This is a genomic window from Psychrobacillus sp. OK032 (assembly GCF_900111345.1).
Lineage (GTDB): Bacteria > Bacillota > Bacilli > Bacillales_A > Planococcaceae > Psychrobacillus.
The window spans coordinates 211587-229306 of the sequence record NZ_FOGY01000004.1 but is presented as its reverse complement, the minus strand read 5'-3'; the positions used below and the strand labels follow the sequence as shown (position 1 = coordinate 229306).

18 protein-coding genes and 1 other annotated feature are annotated in these 17720 nt (G+C 35.9%); of the genes, 2 read left to right on the top strand and 16 right to left on the bottom strand.

Annotated features, from left to right (window positions below; genetic code table 11):
• Positions 1-121: 121 nt before the first annotated feature.
• The 5 genes from BMZ04_RS09930 to BMZ04_RS09910 all read right to left on the bottom strand — a co-directional run bounded on the left by BMZ04_RS09930 (position 122) and on the right by BMZ04_RS09910 (position 5504).
• Positions 122-1066 (bottom strand): tyrosine recombinase XerC, encoded by a 945-nt coding sequence (locus BMZ04_RS09930; RefSeq protein ID WP_093269604.1) that lies wholly within the window; start codon positions 1064-1066, stop codon positions 122-124.
• 287 nt (positions 1067-1353) lie between these two features.
• Positions 1354-2463, bottom strand: a complete 1110-nt coding sequence (locus tag BMZ04_RS09925) for a GerAB/ArcD/ProY family transporter (protein WP_255367874.1) — start codon at positions 2461-2463, stop codon at positions 1354-1356.
• Between the two features lie 36 nt (positions 2464-2499).
• Positions 2500-2721, bottom strand: a complete 222-nt coding sequence (locus BMZ04_RS09920) for a hypothetical protein (RefSeq protein ID WP_093269042.1) — start codon at positions 2719-2721, stop codon at positions 2500-2502.
• A 5-nt stretch (positions 2722-2726) separates the two neighbouring features.
• Positions 2727-3917 carry a Ger(x)C family spore germination protein gene (locus BMZ04_RS09915; protein WP_255367873.1) on the bottom strand — a complete coding sequence of 397 codons (1191 nt, stop codon included), beginning with the start codon at positions 3915-3917 and terminating at the stop codon, positions 2727-2729.
• A gap of 12 nt (positions 3918-3929) precedes the next feature.
• Entirely contained in the window at positions 3930-5504 is a 1575-nt protein-coding gene (locus tag BMZ04_RS09910; RefSeq protein WP_093269039.1) for a spore germination protein, read from the bottom strand.
• A gap of 188 nt (positions 5505-5692) precedes the next feature.
• Here BMZ04_RS09910 and BMZ04_RS09905 point away from each other — a divergent pair, with 188 nt between their 5' ends.
• Entirely contained in the window at positions 5693-7156 is a 1464-nt protein-coding gene (locus BMZ04_RS09905; RefSeq protein WP_093269036.1) for a SulP family inorganic anion transporter, read from the top strand.
• Between the two features lie 37 nt (positions 7157-7193).
• On the opposite strand, the gene BMZ04_RS09900 is transcribed toward BMZ04_RS09905, so the two are convergent.
• The 5 genes from BMZ04_RS09900 to BMZ04_RS09880 all read right to left on the bottom strand — a co-directional run bounded on the left by BMZ04_RS09900 (position 7194) and on the right by BMZ04_RS09880 (position 11408).
• Positions 7194-8006, bottom strand: a complete 813-nt coding sequence (locus BMZ04_RS09900; RefSeq protein WP_093269031.1) for a YitT family protein — start codon at positions 8004-8006, stop codon at positions 7194-7196.
• Between the two features lie 172 nt (positions 8007-8178).
• Positions 8179-8973, bottom strand: coding sequence for a DUF4097 family beta strand repeat-containing protein (locus tag BMZ04_RS09895; RefSeq protein WP_177184402.1), 795 nt, complete (start codon positions 8971-8973; stop codon positions 8179-8181).
• A 205-nt stretch (positions 8974-9178) separates the two neighbouring features.
• The gene (locus tag BMZ04_RS09890) at positions 9179-9766 is read right to left on the bottom strand and encodes a lysophospholipid acyltransferase family protein (protein WP_093269021.1); all 588 of its coding nucleotides are present in this window, start codon (positions 9764-9766) and stop codon (positions 9179-9181) included.
• Between the two features lie 224 nt (positions 9767-9990).
• Positions 9991-10875: an aminoglycoside phosphotransferase family protein gene (locus BMZ04_RS09885; RefSeq protein ID WP_093269017.1), complete on the bottom strand. Its 885-nt coding sequence runs from the start codon at positions 10873-10875 to the stop codon at positions 9991-9993.
• A 158-nt stretch (positions 10876-11033) separates the two neighbouring features.
• The gene (locus BMZ04_RS09880; RefSeq protein ID WP_093269014.1) at positions 11034-11408 is read right to left on the bottom strand and encodes a cytochrome-c oxidase; all 375 of its coding nucleotides are present in this window, start codon (positions 11406-11408) and stop codon (positions 11034-11036) included.
• A 191-nt stretch (positions 11409-11599) separates the two neighbouring features.
• Here BMZ04_RS09880 and BMZ04_RS09875 point away from each other — a divergent pair, with 191 nt between their 5' ends.
• Complete coding sequence (locus BMZ04_RS09875) at positions 11600-11815, top strand: hypothetical protein (protein WP_255367871.1); 216 nt, start codon at positions 11600-11602, stop codon at positions 11813-11815.
• A gap of 5 nt (positions 11816-11820) precedes the next feature.
• On the opposite strand, the gene BMZ04_RS09870 is transcribed toward BMZ04_RS09875, so the two are convergent.
• The 6 genes from BMZ04_RS09870 to trpD form a co-directional block, all read right to left on the bottom strand.
• Positions 11821-12702, bottom strand: coding sequence for a GNAT family N-acetyltransferase (locus BMZ04_RS09870; RefSeq protein ID WP_093269011.1), 882 nt, complete (start codon positions 12700-12702; stop codon positions 11821-11823).
• A gap of 167 nt (positions 12703-12869) precedes the next feature.
• Positions 12870-13649 carry a tryptophan synthase subunit alpha gene (gene trpA / locus BMZ04_RS09865; protein WP_093269008.1) on the bottom strand — a complete coding sequence of 260 codons (780 nt, stop codon included), beginning with the start codon at positions 13647-13649 and terminating at the stop codon, positions 12870-12872.
• On the bottom strand, positions 13642-14835 hold the full coding sequence (gene trpB / locus BMZ04_RS09860; RefSeq protein ID WP_093269005.1) for a tryptophan synthase subunit beta: 1194 nt from the start codon (positions 14833-14835) through the stop codon (positions 13642-13644). The genes trpA and trpB overlap by 8 nt, the downstream gene beginning before the upstream one ends.
• 4 nt (positions 14836-14839) lie before the next feature.
• On the bottom strand, positions 14840-15442 hold the full coding sequence (locus tag BMZ04_RS09855; protein ID WP_093269003.1) for a phosphoribosylanthranilate isomerase: 603 nt from the start codon (positions 15440-15442) through the stop codon (positions 14840-14842).
• On the bottom strand, positions 15439-16230 hold the full coding sequence (gene trpC, locus BMZ04_RS09850; protein ID WP_093269000.1) for an indole-3-glycerol phosphate synthase TrpC: 792 nt from the start codon (positions 16228-16230) through the stop codon (positions 15439-15441). Before trpC ends, BMZ04_RS09855 begins: the two co-directional genes overlap by 4 nt.
• Positions 16230-17258, bottom strand: coding sequence for an anthranilate phosphoribosyltransferase (gene trpD, locus BMZ04_RS09845; protein WP_177184401.1), 1029 nt, complete (start codon positions 17256-17258; stop codon positions 16230-16232). The genes trpC and trpD overlap by 1 nt, the downstream gene beginning before the upstream one ends.
• Positions 17259-17343: 85 nt before the next feature.
• Positions 17344-17561 (bottom strand) — a binding site (T-box leader).
• Between the last annotated feature and the right edge of the window lie 159 nt (positions 17562-17720).

Below are 17720 nucleotides of genomic sequence, written 5' to 3'. Positions count from 1 at the left end.
GTATTTGTTTCGCCTTATTGTGTAAACAAATACCATATTTCCTAATATAAGAAAAGACTTCCCCTAATAATTCGTAGAGATAAGCCTTTTTTAATTTATTAGTTTACATAATATAATTATATTAACCTAAATGATTGAACGGATTGTTTTCAATTACTTGTTGTATCTCTTTATCTTCCACATGCGTATATATTTGTGTTGTTGAAACACTAGTATGCCCTAGAATATGTTGCAGACTCCTGATATCTGCTCCATTTTTATACATAAGCGTTGCTGATGTATGTCTTAGTTTATGTGGGGATAGTTTTTCTTTATTTAAACCAGAATCTGCGTTTATTTGTTTTACAATTTTCGCGACAGTTTGTCGGGTTAGTCTCGTTCCTTTTTGTGATAAAAATAGTGCTTCATTTGTACTTGCACCTTGTATGTACATGCGTTCTTTTTGCATGTAAACTCCAAGAGATTGGATGCACACGTTGTTCAAGAAAACTGTCCGTTCTTTATCCCCCTTCCCTATTACATGCAATACATTGTCCTGAATTGAAGTAAGATTTAAACTGCATAACTCGGATACACGGAGTCCCAAGTTTAAAAAGAACATGATCATCGTGTAATTTCGGTAATAGTGATTATTTCTTTTTATTCCTTTAATAAAAATTTCCGCATCTTCTTGATTCAAATAAATTGGCTTTTTCTTACCGATTTTTGGTGTCTCTAGCTCATCTGCAACATTATCTTCTAATAATCTTCTTTTTCCTTTTAGATATTTGAAGAACGATTTAATGGTTGCGGTTTTTCGTGCTCTCGTGGCTGCACTATTACCCCGCTGCATTTCGCAGAATTCCAAAAATAAGTATATGTCTTCTAATGATATTTCACGGATAAAGTCGATAGATATATCTTTTAGATCTATGTCCTCCATTTTGGAAAGATCTATGTCATTTTCCATTGCTTTTAAAAAGCGAAGAAACAAGACAATATCATATTCGTATTCTTTTCGTGTTCGTATAGATTTTCCTTTAATCGTTGTTAAATATACTAAAAAGTCCTTTAATATTTTCGGCATTTGCTCCACCTCTTCACCTCCTATTTTATCACAAAATAAGGTTCCCAAATATGTATTTGGGAACCTTATCGAAAATAAACGAAATTTATAGCGAAAGAATCCATTTTACAGGATATTCCGTTCCAAATTTTAGGTTGCTTCAAATTTAACATGAGAGCTCTTTAACTATTTGTTCGCGGTGGTTTATACGTTAACTTGCTTAAAATAAGAAATTCAATTAATTGAATTTCTTATCCAAACCCAGCAAATAAGAGTGCTGGGTTTCCATTTTTATATAATTACGTTTATCAATTTTCAATATTTTTTTTTAATTGCTTTTTCCGGAATGCATACACAATTAATAAAAGCAGAGGAAAAAATAACCCTACTACTAAAGAGAAGGCTATACCTGTTGTTCCATCAAAGTTTTCTTGATAGATAATGTTCGGAAAAATTAATACAGATAATGCGACAACTATTAGTCCTAATGGATAGGTTAACGAACGAGAATCTTTCAAACTTAATATCTGAGCTATTCCTAAAACAGAAGCAAAAAAATAAATAACCATTTTAAAGTATAAAGATAAGATCCATAGCGCGGCCATAAACCCCTCTATACGGTTCACAAAATTCCCTACATTTATTACTTTAGCTAAAGCATAACTAGGATAAACTTGTCTAATTGTTATATTGATACCCAATACAATCACACATAAAAGTGTAATAATAATAATGACTATTCCACCAATTATAGTTCCTATTAGAAAATTTGCTTTTGCTTTTTTAATTTGAGTGACAAATGCGGGAAATATCATTAATAAAGCAATTGCATTAACAGATGAGATTACAGCTAGCATTAACGATGACTGAATAAGTGATTTTCCGCTTGCTTGAAAAAAAGGTTCGATATTTTTTACATCAATCTGAGGTATGATAAAACTAACTAATACAATAAATAAAAAAAAGAAAACAAATATGAGGATTTCTGCCGCTCGAGCAAAAGTAGTCAATCCGTAACGTATGGCCATTATTAAGATAATGGCCATTAAACTATTAAGAACTATCGTTGGTGTATGGGGCAGCATCTGAGTTTTTAAAAAAGAACTAGAATGGGCTATTAAATTTGCGGTATTAAGTAAAGTCATTATTACAAATAAAATGGAAAAAAGTTTTCCTAACCATTTACCAAAGACTTTTTCATTCAATTGAACATAGGTTAGGTTTGGGAACCTCATACCTATAAAGGTGAATAACCAAATAACCAAAACGCTAATCACAGTTCCAATGACTGCAGCTACCCAAGCGTCTTGCCTCGAGTGTAACGCTAGTCCAGACGGAACAACTAAAATGCTTGAACCAATCGTAAAAAAAATAACTAGAACTAAAAATTGAAATGGGTTTATTTTATCTTTTTGCATCATTCCTCTCCTTCCCTTTCTAGTTTACTTTTTTAATTAACTAATAATCTTAGTAAGTGGTTTTAGCACATAAGTTATGAAATCCATTGGATTTGGTACTTTTACACCCAGTGCAAGTAAAATGCTTAAAATAACTCCAAAAGCTAATAATATTGAAAATATGACTACCTCTTTTATTAACTTTTTTTGTAGAAGATGAGGTAGTTCTAAAATTACGATGATAGCTGCTACAAATAGAATTCCAAGAGTTTTCAGCATATCTTTTAGTCCTTCATATTCTGTAAGAAAGAATTATCAATTGCACCTACATGCTCAATCTTTACGTTAACGTCAACATTCACTTTTAAGTTAGGAAATTCTTCCTCCCAATTATCTTGAATTTTTTTCCATTCCTTCGGATCCTGTTGATAAATAGTTGCTCCAAATCCAAAAACATCTGAATTAAAATCATTCTGAACAGTTTTGATCGTATGATGAATATTTTCTTTTATTTGATTTTCAAAAGTTTTCTCTAGCTCTGTTATCGTCTCTTCTTTTCTAAGATCGATAAAACATTCCACTGCACCAACATTTGCAGTAACTTCAATTTTTATCTCTAGTTTAGGTGAAGAATTTACAGTTTTACTCTTAAGCTTTGCTTGATAATTTTGAATTTCCAAGTTTACTTCCCCTTCTTCTGGGCAAGCAACAGTAGAAACTGCTCGTTTTACTTGATTAGTTATTCCATTGTACCCCCGTGTGTCATATTCATCTAACCAACCTATCAGTTTATCTTCTTTAAAAATCGCTAAGCCATCGTATTTGATTCGTGCCGAAGGAGAGATAGAATCAAGGTTCTGTTTGTTGGATCCACTTTTCTTGTCTCCAGTAATAATAATTCCCGTTAATACTGGCTCGTTTCCTTTACGTTCTAAATCTCCGATAAAATCAACTAATTTTATTCCAGTTGTAGTTGAATTATTTACTGTTGCTTTCTGAAGTGTGTTAAACATACTATTTGAAGGCATATTCTCTAAAGGCGTTTGAACATTTAGTATCTCTTCCGCGGTACTATCTTTCGCTACTACTAGATAGAAATCTGCTCGGACTTCCCAATTTCTTGATATGAAGTCTAACGCTTTTCCAATTCCTTCTTTAGCTAACGATTCACCAAAAACAAGCATTTGAAGATGACCTGGATAAATTAACCTTGGTGATTCTTTTGTTAGTTTTCGTAAAGCATCATCTAAAGTTTTACCAGTTGCTTGAAAGAGGACTATTTGCGAATGCCCAGCTCCCCCTTTCGAAGATAGTTCTGAAGGTACTACTACTTGTGCGGAAACCTTATATCCATCATCTGATTGATCAATGCCAAGAGCCATTGTAATAGCTAATTCATTTAATTCTCGTTTATCCCAACAACCGGAAAGTAAAAAGATAAGACTTAATAATAGAAGGATCTTTTTATTTATCAAATGACCACTACCTTATTCTTGAGTATCCTTGCTCGATTTTGGTGCTTCGTATTGTTGCCTAATACTGTTTTTTGAAATAAATGAAGGTCGCTTAATCATTTTCCATATTGGCGCACGAATGAACACATCTTTTTGGTCGGAAGCAATAAATGGGGATAATGGAGCCATATACGAAACTCCGAACGAACTTAAACTACACAAATGTAAAACAAGTGCGATTAACCCAATGGTAACTCCGTATAATCCAAATGTAGCAGCTAATGCTATAAATACAAAACGCATCATTCTACCCGCAATAGAAAGATCATAAGTAGGGGATATGAAACTGGCAATAGCTGTAATTGAAACAACTATAACCATTGCTGCGGAAATTATCCCGGCTTCTACGGCTGCTGTTCCTATAACAAATCCACCTACAATTGACATAGCAGACCCAATAGCTCTTGGCATCCGAAGTCCCGCTTCACGCAAAATCTCAAATGCAATTTCCATGATCATTACTTCGATGAAGGCTGGGAATGGAACGCTTTCACGTTGTGCTGCTAGACTGATAAGTAAAGCAGGCGGTAACATTTCATGATGAAAAGTAATCGCAGCAATATAAAGGCTAGGGGCAAGCATAGCGATTCCAAATGAAACAAAACGAAGAAGTCGAATTAAACTAGCTATTTCCGTTCGCTGATAATAATCTTCAGTAGATTGAAAAAAATGGGTGAAAAGAGCTGGGATGACTAGTACAAAAGGTGTACCGTCTATTAGAATGGCAATACGACCTTCCAACAATGATGCAGCTGTGCTATCCGGACGCTCTGTATTATAAACAGTTGGGAAAAGAGAGTATTTTGAATCCTGTATCAATTCCTCGATATATCCGCTTTCAAGTATCCCATCAATGTCTATACGATCTAATCTAGTGCGTAATTCTTCTAATACAGCGTCATCTGCAACATCTTTAATATACATAATAGCAATATTTGTTTTGGATCGTCTCCCAATCACTCTGGATTCCATCCATAGATTTGGATCTTTAATAATACGACGAATTAATGCCGTATTTATTCGTAAATTTTCGGAGAAGCCTTCTCGTGGCCCCCTCACTACAGTCTGGGCAGTTGGTTCTGTTACGCCACGCTCTGCCCAACGTTTATTTCCAATGATGAAACCTTTGGAATATCCATCTACTAAAAAAATTGCATCACCGGATATTAAAGAAGTGAATAAATCATCGTAATTTGTTACATCTTTAATTTCTCCTACTGTCATTGCAAAATCTTTTAATGTATCCATAAGATCTGTCGTAGTAGTGAGATTCTCTTCTAGTTGTGTTTCTTTTAAATCTAACATCAGTGTTTCTAAGATGAAATTTTGTAAAGAAGTAGCATCACTTAAGCCGTCTGTATAAATAATACCTGCTTTGATCGTTCCTTCTTGTCCAATGCGTATTTCTCGCGTAATAATATCGGAACTCTCCCCAAGTGTATTTTTTATGTATTGGAGATTATCCTGAAGATTTGTTTTTAATGAAATTTTTTCATTCGATGAAGAAGTATCATTGCTTGCACCAGTTTTTTTCGTAATACTCGTCATCCCCCTCTTCACCAAAATATAACTTGGATAGATCTACATAAGTTTAACCAGTTCACGTTTTGTTTATTCACGGTTTTAAACACACGATTTATATATCATCCTAAAAAAGATTCAGTTCTATGCAAAAAAATGATAAACTGTACAAATGCATAATTTTCGTGTGAACGATAGAAGAGGTGTAATAATTAGTGGTAGAAAAAATAAAAAAAGAATGGTTTTCTAATGTACGAGCAGATATTCTAGCTGGTATTGTCGTTGCGTTAGCATTAATACCCGAAGCAATAGCTTTCTCAATCATCGCAGGAGTAGATCCGATGGTCGGTTTATATGCTTCTTTTATTATTGCCGTAACGATTTCGTTTGTTGGTGGTCGACCTGCAATGATTTCAGCAGCAACTGGTGCGATGGCACTTTTGATGGGTCCACTAGTAAAAGATTATGGACTCGATTATTTAATTGCAGCTACAGTTTTAACAGGTATTATTCAAATACTATTTGGAGTTTTAAAAATAGCAAGATTGATGAAGTTTATACCTAGGGCAGTAATGATTGGATTTGTTAATGCTTTAGCCATTTTAATTTTTATGGCGCAAGTTCCTCATATTCTAGGGGAATCTGTCATTACCTATATTTTTGTAGCTGTTACACTTGTTATCGTGTATGTACTTCCTCGATTTGTGAAGGCTATCCCCGCCCCGCTTATTGCAATAGTAGCTTTAACGGCGGCTACACTTTATGCAGGTATAGATTTAAAGGTAGTTGGTGATTTAGGTACGATTACAAGGTCATTACCAGAGTTCTTTATTCCGAATGTCCCATTTAACTTGGATACGTTAACTATCATTTTCCCGTACTCTATTGCGCTAGCAATTGTTGGCTTGTTGGAATCGTTATTAACGGCATCTATTATTGATGACATGACTGGAACGGAAAGTAATAAAAACAGAGAATCGAAGGGGCAAGGAATTGCCAATGTGATTAATGGATTTTTTGGAGGCATGGCTGGCTGTGCGATGATTGGACAATCTGTTATTAATGTGAAATCTGGTGGTCGAGGTAGACTTTCTACTTTTGTTGCAGGTATATTTTTAATGTTTTTAATCATTGTACTTGGAGATATAGTCGTGAAAATTCCAATGCCTGTGCTTGTTGGTATTATGATAATGGTATGTATCGGTACATTTGACTGGAATTCCTTTACCTACATTCGAAAAGCTCCTCGCTCGGATGCAATTGTTATGGTCGTTACCGTAATTATCGTTGTGGCTACAAACGATTTGTCTAAAGGGGTCATAGCAGGAGTAATTTTAAGCGCAGTTTTCTTTGTTGCAAAAATTGCTAAGATCAATGTTAGAAAAAGCACAAAAGTGGATAACTTGCTCTTTAATGTTGAAGGTCAGCTATTTTTCGCTTCCGTTCAAGAATTTGAACATGCATTTGATTTTCAAGTGACGCAAAAAAATATAATAATCGATTTTGAAAACTCCCATATTTGGGATGATTCGGCTGTCGGAGCAATCGATAAAGTAGTGACGAAGTATCGTGAAAATAATAATGTCGTCACACTACAAGGATTAGATTCGATGAGTAAAAAACTGGTGAACAAATTAACGATCTACAATCATCTAAATATAACTTCTGAAATAAAGTAGAAAAGAAAAGCCGATGCCCTTTTTATGGGCATCAGCTTTATTTTTCATTTCTTGCAAAATTTCCAACAACTTCAACTGTTTCAAATATGTTGATAAATGCTTTTTCATCGTGCTTATGAACGATTTGTTTAATCTGCATCGTTTCATATCGGGTAACCACCATCATTAAGATCTGTTTCTTTTCTTGCGTAAACCCTCCGTACCCATCCGTTATCGTAATGCCACGATAAATCGATTGCATTAAATCTTGTCGTATGAGGTCCCCTTGCGTCGTAACGATTTGCATCGTCAGTTTTTCGTGATTCGTATAAATCGTATCGACCATTTTCCCAGATAAATAAATTGCGAGTAACGTATATAATGCAATCTCCCAATTAAAAACAGCACCTGAAATGAGTACGATAATGCCATTCATACCTGTTAACAATAAGCCAACACTAATATTGCTTGATCTAGAGACAATGATGGCAATTATATCTAATCCTCCAGAAGTTCCAGAGTATTTCATAATAAGTCCAACACCAACACCGCTAATGATTCCACCGAAAATAGAAGAAAGCAACATGTTATTTGTGATCGATTCTGCTGGTATAAAGTATAAGAATAGAGAAAGAGAGATAACACAAATGAGCGTATTAATCGTAATCTTCTTTCCTAATTTAAAATAGCCTAAAATCAGTAATGGTAAGTTTAACACGAAGTTGAGTAAACCTGTATCAAATGGTGAGATAATACCGAGTAATATAGCAATACCGCTAATTCCACTGCTGAGTATACCGTGCGGAACTAAAAAACAATTGAAGCCAAAAGCTATGATTAGCGATCCTACTATAATGATTATATTTTTCATAAAACAAAGACCCCTTCTAACAAATTCATCAAAAAAACTCGTCCCGCAATTAGGACGAGTGTATATTTTGTATAATTCAATTTGTTTCCACATGATTCTTCTCTTCTTAGAATTAATTTAACAAAGAAAATCATGGAAGTCAATATTAGTTGATCCTCATTAAATAATTATCTTATTTTACAGTGATCATTCCGTTATCAGTTGATAGGTTGATTATGTTTTCACCTTTTCCATACGTTGTTTGTTCTGCTGATTTGCCAAAAATGCTTATTCTTCCATTGTCTGTTTTAGCATGAATCGTTGCATTCGTCGGTTCCTGCTTAGCTTGAATACTAATAAGTCCATTATTGGTTTCTAACGTAATTGCTTGATCTAGGCTGTTAGTGATTAATGATATTTGCCCATTATCGGTTTCAGCATTTATAGAGCCCTCTACATTATTGAATAAAATTTTTCCATTGTCTGTTTGGACATGGATGCTTTCAGCAGCAATATCTGTCAAATCTATCCTACCATTATTTGATTCGAGATTTAGGCTTGTAGCTTGCATCTTTTTTACGATTATTGACCCATTATCGATTTCGGTTTTAATAGTACTATATTCCTTTTCAGGTACTCGTATAGTGATTTTATTGTTTAATGAAGAAAAACCAAATTGGATGAAATTCCAACGTTTTTCTTTTAGCTCAACATAAAGTGTATCCCCTTTAACATCGGCATTTAAATGATAGTTCAATTTTTTCTTCATCTTACCTGAAAATGATACTGTCGTATTACTTTCTTTTGTTGGCAGTAATTCAACAGCTGCATTATCTGCTACAACCTCAATGTTAGAATAATTTGTATCCTCTACGATAATTTCATCTGATTTTTGTACGAATTTATCTTGGACATTTAAAATAATATTTATCGCTGCTCCAGCTAGTAATACAAACAAACAAATAATTGCAATCTTTTTAAAACTCATCTTGTCATCCCCCATTTAATATATTACTTGTTACATCTTATTATATAGAACATAGAATATATTCAAATGGTCTGGAGCAGTGATTACATCTAAGCCTTAAGGCGTATAGTATCATTATCTTCTTGTGTCAATGAAAGCACGAAGGTTGGTTGGGAATATTCACGAAGATGGATCGATTATCGGAGGAGTTCGATCGATTCACCATTTATTCCATTCTTCCTATCTGTTTTTCTAGTAAGTTAGTTTTTTCATTTAGCAGTTCGGTATAGGTAGCAAGTTCCTCTTTGCTATTTGTTTTTATGTAAAAGGGTTCTCCAAATATAATGGTCGCTTTTTTCATTTTCCGTAACTCTTTTAATGTTCTCGGACCTACATATAAGGCAGGAACGATTGGTGCTTTTGATAAATTCCCAATTGTTACAGCTCCTCTTTTTAAAGGAGCTTCTTCTGATGTTCTAGTGCCGCTCGGAAATATGCCTATTACTTCTCCAGATCTTAAAAGCTTCACTGGTTGCTTAATACTACTCGGCGATGGGTTATTTCGGTCGACAGGAAAGGCATTAATTTTTCTCAAGAACCATCCAATCACTTTGTTTTCAAAAAGCTCTTTCTTTGCCATAAAGTGTATTGGATTTGGCACACATATTCCTAGGATGACGATCTCCAGCCAACCTCTGTGCGTACAAGTCACGATATACCCCTCGTTCTTAGGTAACAAATGCTGGTTTTTCACTTCTACTTTCCCATATAAACGTACAACCAATTTTGCAATTGATAATGTAAAATGATACATATTAATCCCCTTTTTATTAGCTAGTTTTAGTACCTAGTACTGATTATACTGTTGGAGAAATAAAAATACCAGACCCCAGAACCCTCACCACATGCTTCCTAATCATTATTGCCGTTTCATCTATATATTCGTATTAAAGTAGAAAATAGTTTGCTAGTTTATAAAATAATTATACCTTGAAAAACAAAACAAACCGCCCACTATCAATTTAGTGAGCAGTCTGTTCATTTGTTATACCATTTTGGAACAAGTAGATTAAAATCTTCAAACTGATCTAGTGTAAAACGAGTATACCTTTGAAATTTTTCTCTTTGGTTCACGGCAACTTCATGGCCCCATACTTCGGCAGAAACTATATGAATCGCTGCATATAAACGATGTAGTTCCCAAAAAGAAAGAGGAATTGGTTGATGGTCGTGATAACCGTTTAATACGCCTTTGGAATATTCTCTACTAATAGGGACATTAAAGTATTCCATTTTATAGAACTCATTGATTGGATCCGCATATGTAATTTTTTGCATATCAATCAATCCGGTAAATCGATTATCCTCCACTAATATATTGCCAGGATGAAAATCATAATGTTGAACGCAGCTAGGTCGATTTTTTAATAAATGCAAATTATCTTGAATAAAAGGGAGGATGCATTCATAGTGAACATTTTTATTAACTATTTCCTTGAACCGAGGTGCTTGTCTTTCTACTCGATCCCGCCAAGTCTCTTCCCAATTCGGCTGTTCAGCTGGTGCTTGAACGCTATGTAGACGCTTAAGCGTTTTTCCTACTTGACTTCCAATATCATATTGTTCTTTTTCACTTTTCACCGGTAGAGCTACTTCCCCATTTTCTCCACCTATATAGTCTAAAATCATATAGGCTCTACCATCAACAATTCCTATGTCATGTACATAAGGTATGTGTTTATCCAATGCATGTATTGTATTTACAATCTCCGCTTGCTTGATTAATTTATTCACATCTCCATGTGGGGAAAGCCGGAGCAAATAAGTATGGTCGACACACCATTTCTCATCATCTGAAAATCCTTCCTTAATAAACTGAAAAGAAATGCATTTATTTAAGAATGCTATATTAGGCTTCTTCATCTTCTCCTCCTATTCTATGTATTTAAATTATTTTAGTATTTTAAACGAGGATTTCACTTTACATTATTTTCAGATACTTCACAACCTAATTTTACATACAAAAAAGCCGATCCGCTATTCATCGATGGAACAACAGGTCGGCATTTTATTTTATTAATTTAATTTGCAGCCCGTACGTTTGCCAATACATTAATAGCGAACATAATCACACTAAACACTACAAGCACTCCACCTATTGCAATAAATACAGTTGCCACTTCTGCGCCGTTTAAAATAAGGACTGTAAGTGCAATCATCATTAATGGAAGTCCGATATTCGCGCTCCAAAAATGGAGCTTTGCATACATGTTGCTACTCGTACTTGGAAATAAATGATAAATAAATCCGGCTAATGCAAATGATGCCCAACCAAGCAGATTGACATGTACATGCACACCCGTTAATGCATAATCGTGCGCCATCGACATATACAGACCTAAAAGAACCCCAATGACAAAATAAACGACCGAAATCTTGATAAATCGGATACCCACGCCTTCCTTTCCCCTTTCTCATAATAGAATAATTAGTTCTATATATTGTATTTGCGAAAGAAAGGGAGTATGCTTCGTTTGCTTAATAATGGGGTTGTCCTGCAAAATAATTTCAATACACCAGTTGCCCTTAAAGGTAAATCTCTTTCTTGCATAGAATAGAATATATACAAAAAGGAGTGCGTACCATTATGAGTTATATGAGTATAATTTTTGCTGTCATCTATTTGATTCTTTTCTTGTTTGTGTGCTATAAAATGTTTACAACAAAACGGATCCCATCAAATCGATACACACCTTTTGACGACTTGATGAACGGTACTAAAACGGATATCAAACAAGAAAAAAGCATTCAAGATACAAAACACGAAACCGAATACGAAGAAAAAACACCTAAAAATCCGTAATTGCTTTATTCCCTTTTTAGATAATAAACAAGCTCATGCTCTAACTTAAAACCCGCTGATTTATATAAACGGATAGCTTGATGATTTTCTATTTCAACGCTCAGTGAAATTTCTTCGATTTCTTTGTAAGAAAAAAGATAGGACAAAGCGGCTCGGATTAGTTTTGTTCCAATCCCTTGTTTTCGATAGTCAGGAGAAATTGTAATATATTCAATCGCGCCTTCTTTATGCTCTGGGCTTGCTTCTACATAAACATATCCTTTGATCCTTTCCTCATTATCTGTCATCACAATTAAACGATTATGTTTATTTAATCGTTGGAGTATTTGAGATGAACTATAATATGTTTTTGGAAATGTAGCTTCATGAAGGCTAGAAAATGAATCTTTATAGTGAAGGTCATATGACACTATTTGTTCTAAATCAACTTCACCTAAATCGTTTCGGAAAGCTTTCAATAATTGATGATTTCCTTTATAAACTGCCTGTTTATTTATTGCAAACTGTTGGGCGAATGTATTTTCTTTATTCACAAAAAATGAAAACTCATTCACTACGATATTAGACAATCCATTTACTTTTTCCCATAACATATCAGCAAGCTGCAGATACTCCGATTCATTTTTAATATAAGGTCCCCATACTTCTGCACTTTTGCTTTCCATATCTATATCAAGTCCTAGAGCACCAATTATCTCTTTATTTTCATATGCAACTGCAAAGCATTGGGAGATATCTATATCAGAAAACTCATGGAGCAGCGTATGTGCGATCTCATCATTCGCTTTCCCACAATAACCGATATGACTTTCCGGTTTCTTATTCATTTCTTCTAAAAAAAGTGAGAGCTTTTCAATGTCTATAGGTGGACTTATTATAATATTCATCCTTTATTATCCTCATTTCATTAATGTTTCCAATATTTAAACCATTCTCTTAATAATAAACTAGAATGATGATATTGGTAAGCAAGAAATATTAAATAATACACATGGAAAGCCACAAAATCCCCAATAAAAAAGCCCTATGACTTCACATCAAAGGGCCATTTTTATTAGCTAAGTACTTCCTTTTTAGAAGCTACAACTAGCTCTCGTATCTTCTCTAATTCATTCTGATGAAACGCCTCTACAATCGCACTTCCTACAATAACTCCATCTGCAAAGGTACCAACCGATCTCACTTGTTCCGGGGTTGAAATACCGAATCCAGCCAGAACTGGCACTGTACTAATTTCTTTCAATTGCTTCAAATATTTTTCTAATTGATCATCAAATCCATCTCTAACTCCCGTAATACCATTAACTGTGACTGCATAAATGAAACCCTCACCAGCAGCTACAATCTTTTCCATACGTTCAGGTGAGCTAGTTAGCGAAATGAGTTGGACAAGTGCGACATCCGTTTCTAGAAATGCACTTTTCAACATTTCACTTTCTTCTAATGGTGCATCTGGAACGATTAAGCCGTAAACTCCAGTTTCCTTACATGCTTGAGCAAATGCTTCGATGCCATAGCTTAATATTGGATTTATATAAGTCATGATAACAAGGGGAATCTTAACTTCATCTCGAATAACACGTAATTCATCTAAAATAGTTCGCAATGTGACGCCATTTTGAAGTGCTCGTTCCCCAGCCCGTTGAATCGTCGGACCATCCGCAACTGGATCGGAGAACGGGATACCAACTTCGATTGCAGTAGCTCCTGCCTCTTGAAGGAATAATATTTGATCTTTTAACTCACCATCCCCACCCATGATATATGGAATAAACGCTTTTTCACTTTCGTTCACACGGTTTTGTATTGCTTTAGTTAAAGTTGTTTTAGTCATTTTGAGTACCTCCAAGCGCTTCTCGAACAGTATGAACATCTTTATCGCCACGACCTGATAAACAAATGACAATTATTTCATCTTCACGCATTGTTTTAGCCAAACCTGCCGCATAGTGAATAGCATGAGCACTTTCTAAGGCAGGAATAATCCCTTCTGTTTTTGCAAGCAATTGTAATCCATCGAGTGCTTCGCTATCTGTTACAGAAGTAAATGTTACTCGACCTATATCATGTAGGTAAGAATGCTCTGGTCCAACTGCAGGATAATCTAATCCGGCAGAAATCGAATGCGCTTCTTGAATTAACCCATCGTCATCTTGTAGTACATACATATACGCCCCGTGCAATACTCCTTCTTTTCCCCCCGCAATTGCTGCAGCATGCTTACCTGTATCTATTCCGCTTCCAGCTGCTTCTACGCCATACAAGGAAACACTCTCATCATCTATAAAAGGATGGAACATACCAATTGAATTACTGCCTCCTCCAACACAAGCAACTACTGCATCCGGTAAACGGCCCTCTTTTTCTACTATTTGTCTTCTAGTTTCCACACCGATTACACGTTGGAAGTCACGAACAATTTTAGGAAATGGATGTGGTCCAAGCGCGGAACCAAGTATGTAATGCGTGTCTTCAACATTCGAAACCCAATAGCGAAGTGCTTCATTCACAGCATCTTTTAGTGTTCCAGAACCTTGATCGACTGACACGACTTTTGCACCAAGAAGCTCCATTCGGAATACATTTAACTCCTGTCTGCGAACATCTTCTTTCCCCATAAAAACGACACATTCCATATCAAATAATGCACAAACGGTAGCAGTTGCAACCCCGTGCTGTCCCGCTCCAGTTTCAGCTACTATTTTCTTCTTCCCCATCCGCTTTGCAAGTAGTGCCTGCCCAATGGTGTTATTAATTTTATGAGCTCCGGTGTGGTTCAAATCTTCACGCTTTAAATAAATTTTCGCACCGCCAATCTGACGAGTTAAACGTTCAGCAAAATAAAGCGGGTTTTCTCGACCTACATAATCCTTTAAGTAATAATTGACTTCTTCTATGAAAGCGGGATCAATTATAGCATTCTCATAAGCTGTTTCTAACTCTATCAGTGCTGTCATTAATGTTTCTGGAACGAATTGTCCTCCAAATCGACCATAACGACTTGCTTTTGTTTGTACCATTTGCTCATCTCTCCTCACTTTTTACTGTTTGTATAAATGCTTTAATCAATTGCTCGTCTTTTTTACCCTGTCTTTCCACTCCACTGGATACATCTACCATATAAGGTTTCACACGATGAATGGCTTCCGCTACGTTTTCTGTATTTAGCCCACCTGCTAGAATCACTTTTTCCTGTGCAACTGCATGCCCCTTCATCAACTGCCAATCAAATGTGATTCCGCTCCCAGCTTGAGGTGCATCGAATAAGAAGAAGTCCGTATTATACCCCTTTGCAGCTTCGACATCTTCTTCGCTTCGAATAGACAATGCTTTAATCGAAGGATATTTAGTTGATTGAATATCATCTGGAGTTTCACTACCATGAAATTGAATAAAATCTAAAGGTACTTCATGATAAGCTCTTTCCAGTTCCTCTTTTGTTGGATTAACAAAGACACCAACTTTCCACACAGTGGAAGGAATTGCTTTCGCCAGTTCTTGAGCCTTTTCCACCGTGATTTGTCGCTTACTAGGAGCAAAAACAAAGCCAATTGCATCTGCACCTGCCTCTATAGCAGCAGCAACATGTTCTTTTTCCATTAACCCGCAAATTTTCACTTTCGTCATTTCGTGATGCCCCCTCGCTCCACTTGTAAGGAACGAAGTGCAATTCCAACATCGCCACTTCGCATCAGTGACTCGCCAACTAGCACTCCGCTAGCACCAACTTTTGCTACTCGCTCTGCATCTTCCGTATTCCAAATGCCGCTTTCACTAATGAGTACTCGCTCTTCATGAAACGGAAAGATAGCGGCAATTTCTTCTGTACGTTTTAAGTCGACATCAAACGTTCGTAAATCTCGGTTATTAACGCCGATTATTTTTGCACCAAGCCGCAGTGCACTATTCAATTCTTCTGCATCATGTACTTCGACTAAAACTTCTAGCCCTAGATTAGTTGCATATTTATAAAGTTCAGATAGCTCTTCTGTATTCAGTGCTGCCACTATCAAAAGAATGACAGAAGCCCCTGCATTTTTAGCATGATCAATTTGAACCGGATGGATTATAAAATCTTTACATAATAAAGGAATAGGAACAGTTCGTGCAACCTCAGCTAGATCTTCAAAAGACCCTTTGAAAAATGGAGTATCCGTCAAAACAGATATACAAGCTGCTCCTGCCTCATAATAGGCTTTTGCTTGGGCTTCTGGGTCTACGCCTTCCACAATTAAACCTTTAGAAGGAGAAGCACGTTTTATTTCCGAAATTACCTGCAAATGCTCACTACGGTATAATCGATCAAATAAAGAAGGACGTTCCACATTTTTTTCTAGTAATAGAGTTGATTGCTCTAGCATGATCTCTATTTGTTTCTTTTTCTCCACTAAAATCTTATCTAAAATCGTTGCCATCATACAACCTCCTGTTCACGCACATTGTTGCTGAACTCGATAACCGCATCTAATTTTGCAAGTGCCTTGCCTGATAAAATACTATCCGCTGCTAGTTTTACACCTTCTTGAATAGTACCTACCATCGCATTTGCATACAAACCTACACCTGCATTGAAAATGACTGTGTCAAAAAATGGGCTACGTTCTCCTTGCAGCACTGATCGCATGATTTTTGCATTCTCTAATGCATTTCCACCCCGTATTGCTGTTACTGGAGCAGCTTTAAGTCCAACATCTTCTGGTGTTAAAGTGAAAGGAATTAAATCTCCTTTATCCAGTAGTACAAAGGAATTTTTTCCTGCTAAAGACGCTTCATCCATCCCTAGAGCTCCGCAAACAACTATTGCACGATCTCTTCCAAGCATTTGCAAAACAGTTGCATATTCCATCGTAAAGTCCGGTCGATTAATACCAGTATACTGAGTTGCAAGTTCTATTGGGTTTGTCAAAGGACCAATTAAATTGAAGATTGTTGGCTTTCCAATTTGTTGTCGTACTTGCCCAATTCGTTTTAATCTCGGGTGTACACTTGGTGCGTAGAGAAAAGTAAGCCCTTCTCGTGCAAGTAAATCCATGGACGCATCTGCAGGGATATTGGTGTCTATCCCTAGTGCTTCTAATACGTCCGAGCTGCCTGCCGCACTTGAAATTTTCCTATTTCCGTGTTTTGCGATAGATGCTCCAGCTCCTGCTAATACAAAAGCAGAAGTCGTACTGATGTTGAAGCTCTTTAAGCCGTCTCCACCAGTTCCACAGTTATCCATATAATTTCCTATTGGTTCATTCAGTTTTAACGCAAATGACTTCATCACAGTAGATAGTGCTGCTACTTCGTTTGCTGTTTCTCCCTTTTTAGATAGTGCAATTAGAAAATCAGCAATTTGCTGTAATTCTGTCGCTTCATCAAACATTATTTGTGAAGCCTCCACCATCTCTTCATACTGTAAATGCTCGTTTTTCTCTATTTTTTCAATAAATCCTCTCATCTCAATCTCTCCTCTGCTTAACTCGACTTAATAACTTTTAGGAACAAAAAAAGCCCTCTTCAAAGGAATTCAAAAAAATCCCTTTGAAGAGGACGGTTTTAACCGCGGTGCCACCTCTTGTTGGAGCGTTTCCACTCCCACTTCATTTCCTGTAACGTAGGAAACACGTCTACTTCTAAAACGACTGCTCGTTCTCAAAGTAGCTCTCATAAGTCCATTCACACTTGCTACAAATCAGTTCTCACCAATCACTGACTCTCTTCATTGCACACAAGTGTTACTCTTCTTATTCAAACAATTTCTCTGCTATGCTCATCTAATCTCGGCTCATCTGTTCTTTGGGCGATCTCGCTTTCGAAATCTTCTACCCGTACCCGAACATTTAAGTTAATGTTTATGATAGTAGCAATACTTCCAATTGTCAAATTATTTTTTTGGTACTCAACTAAACTTTTATTTCTT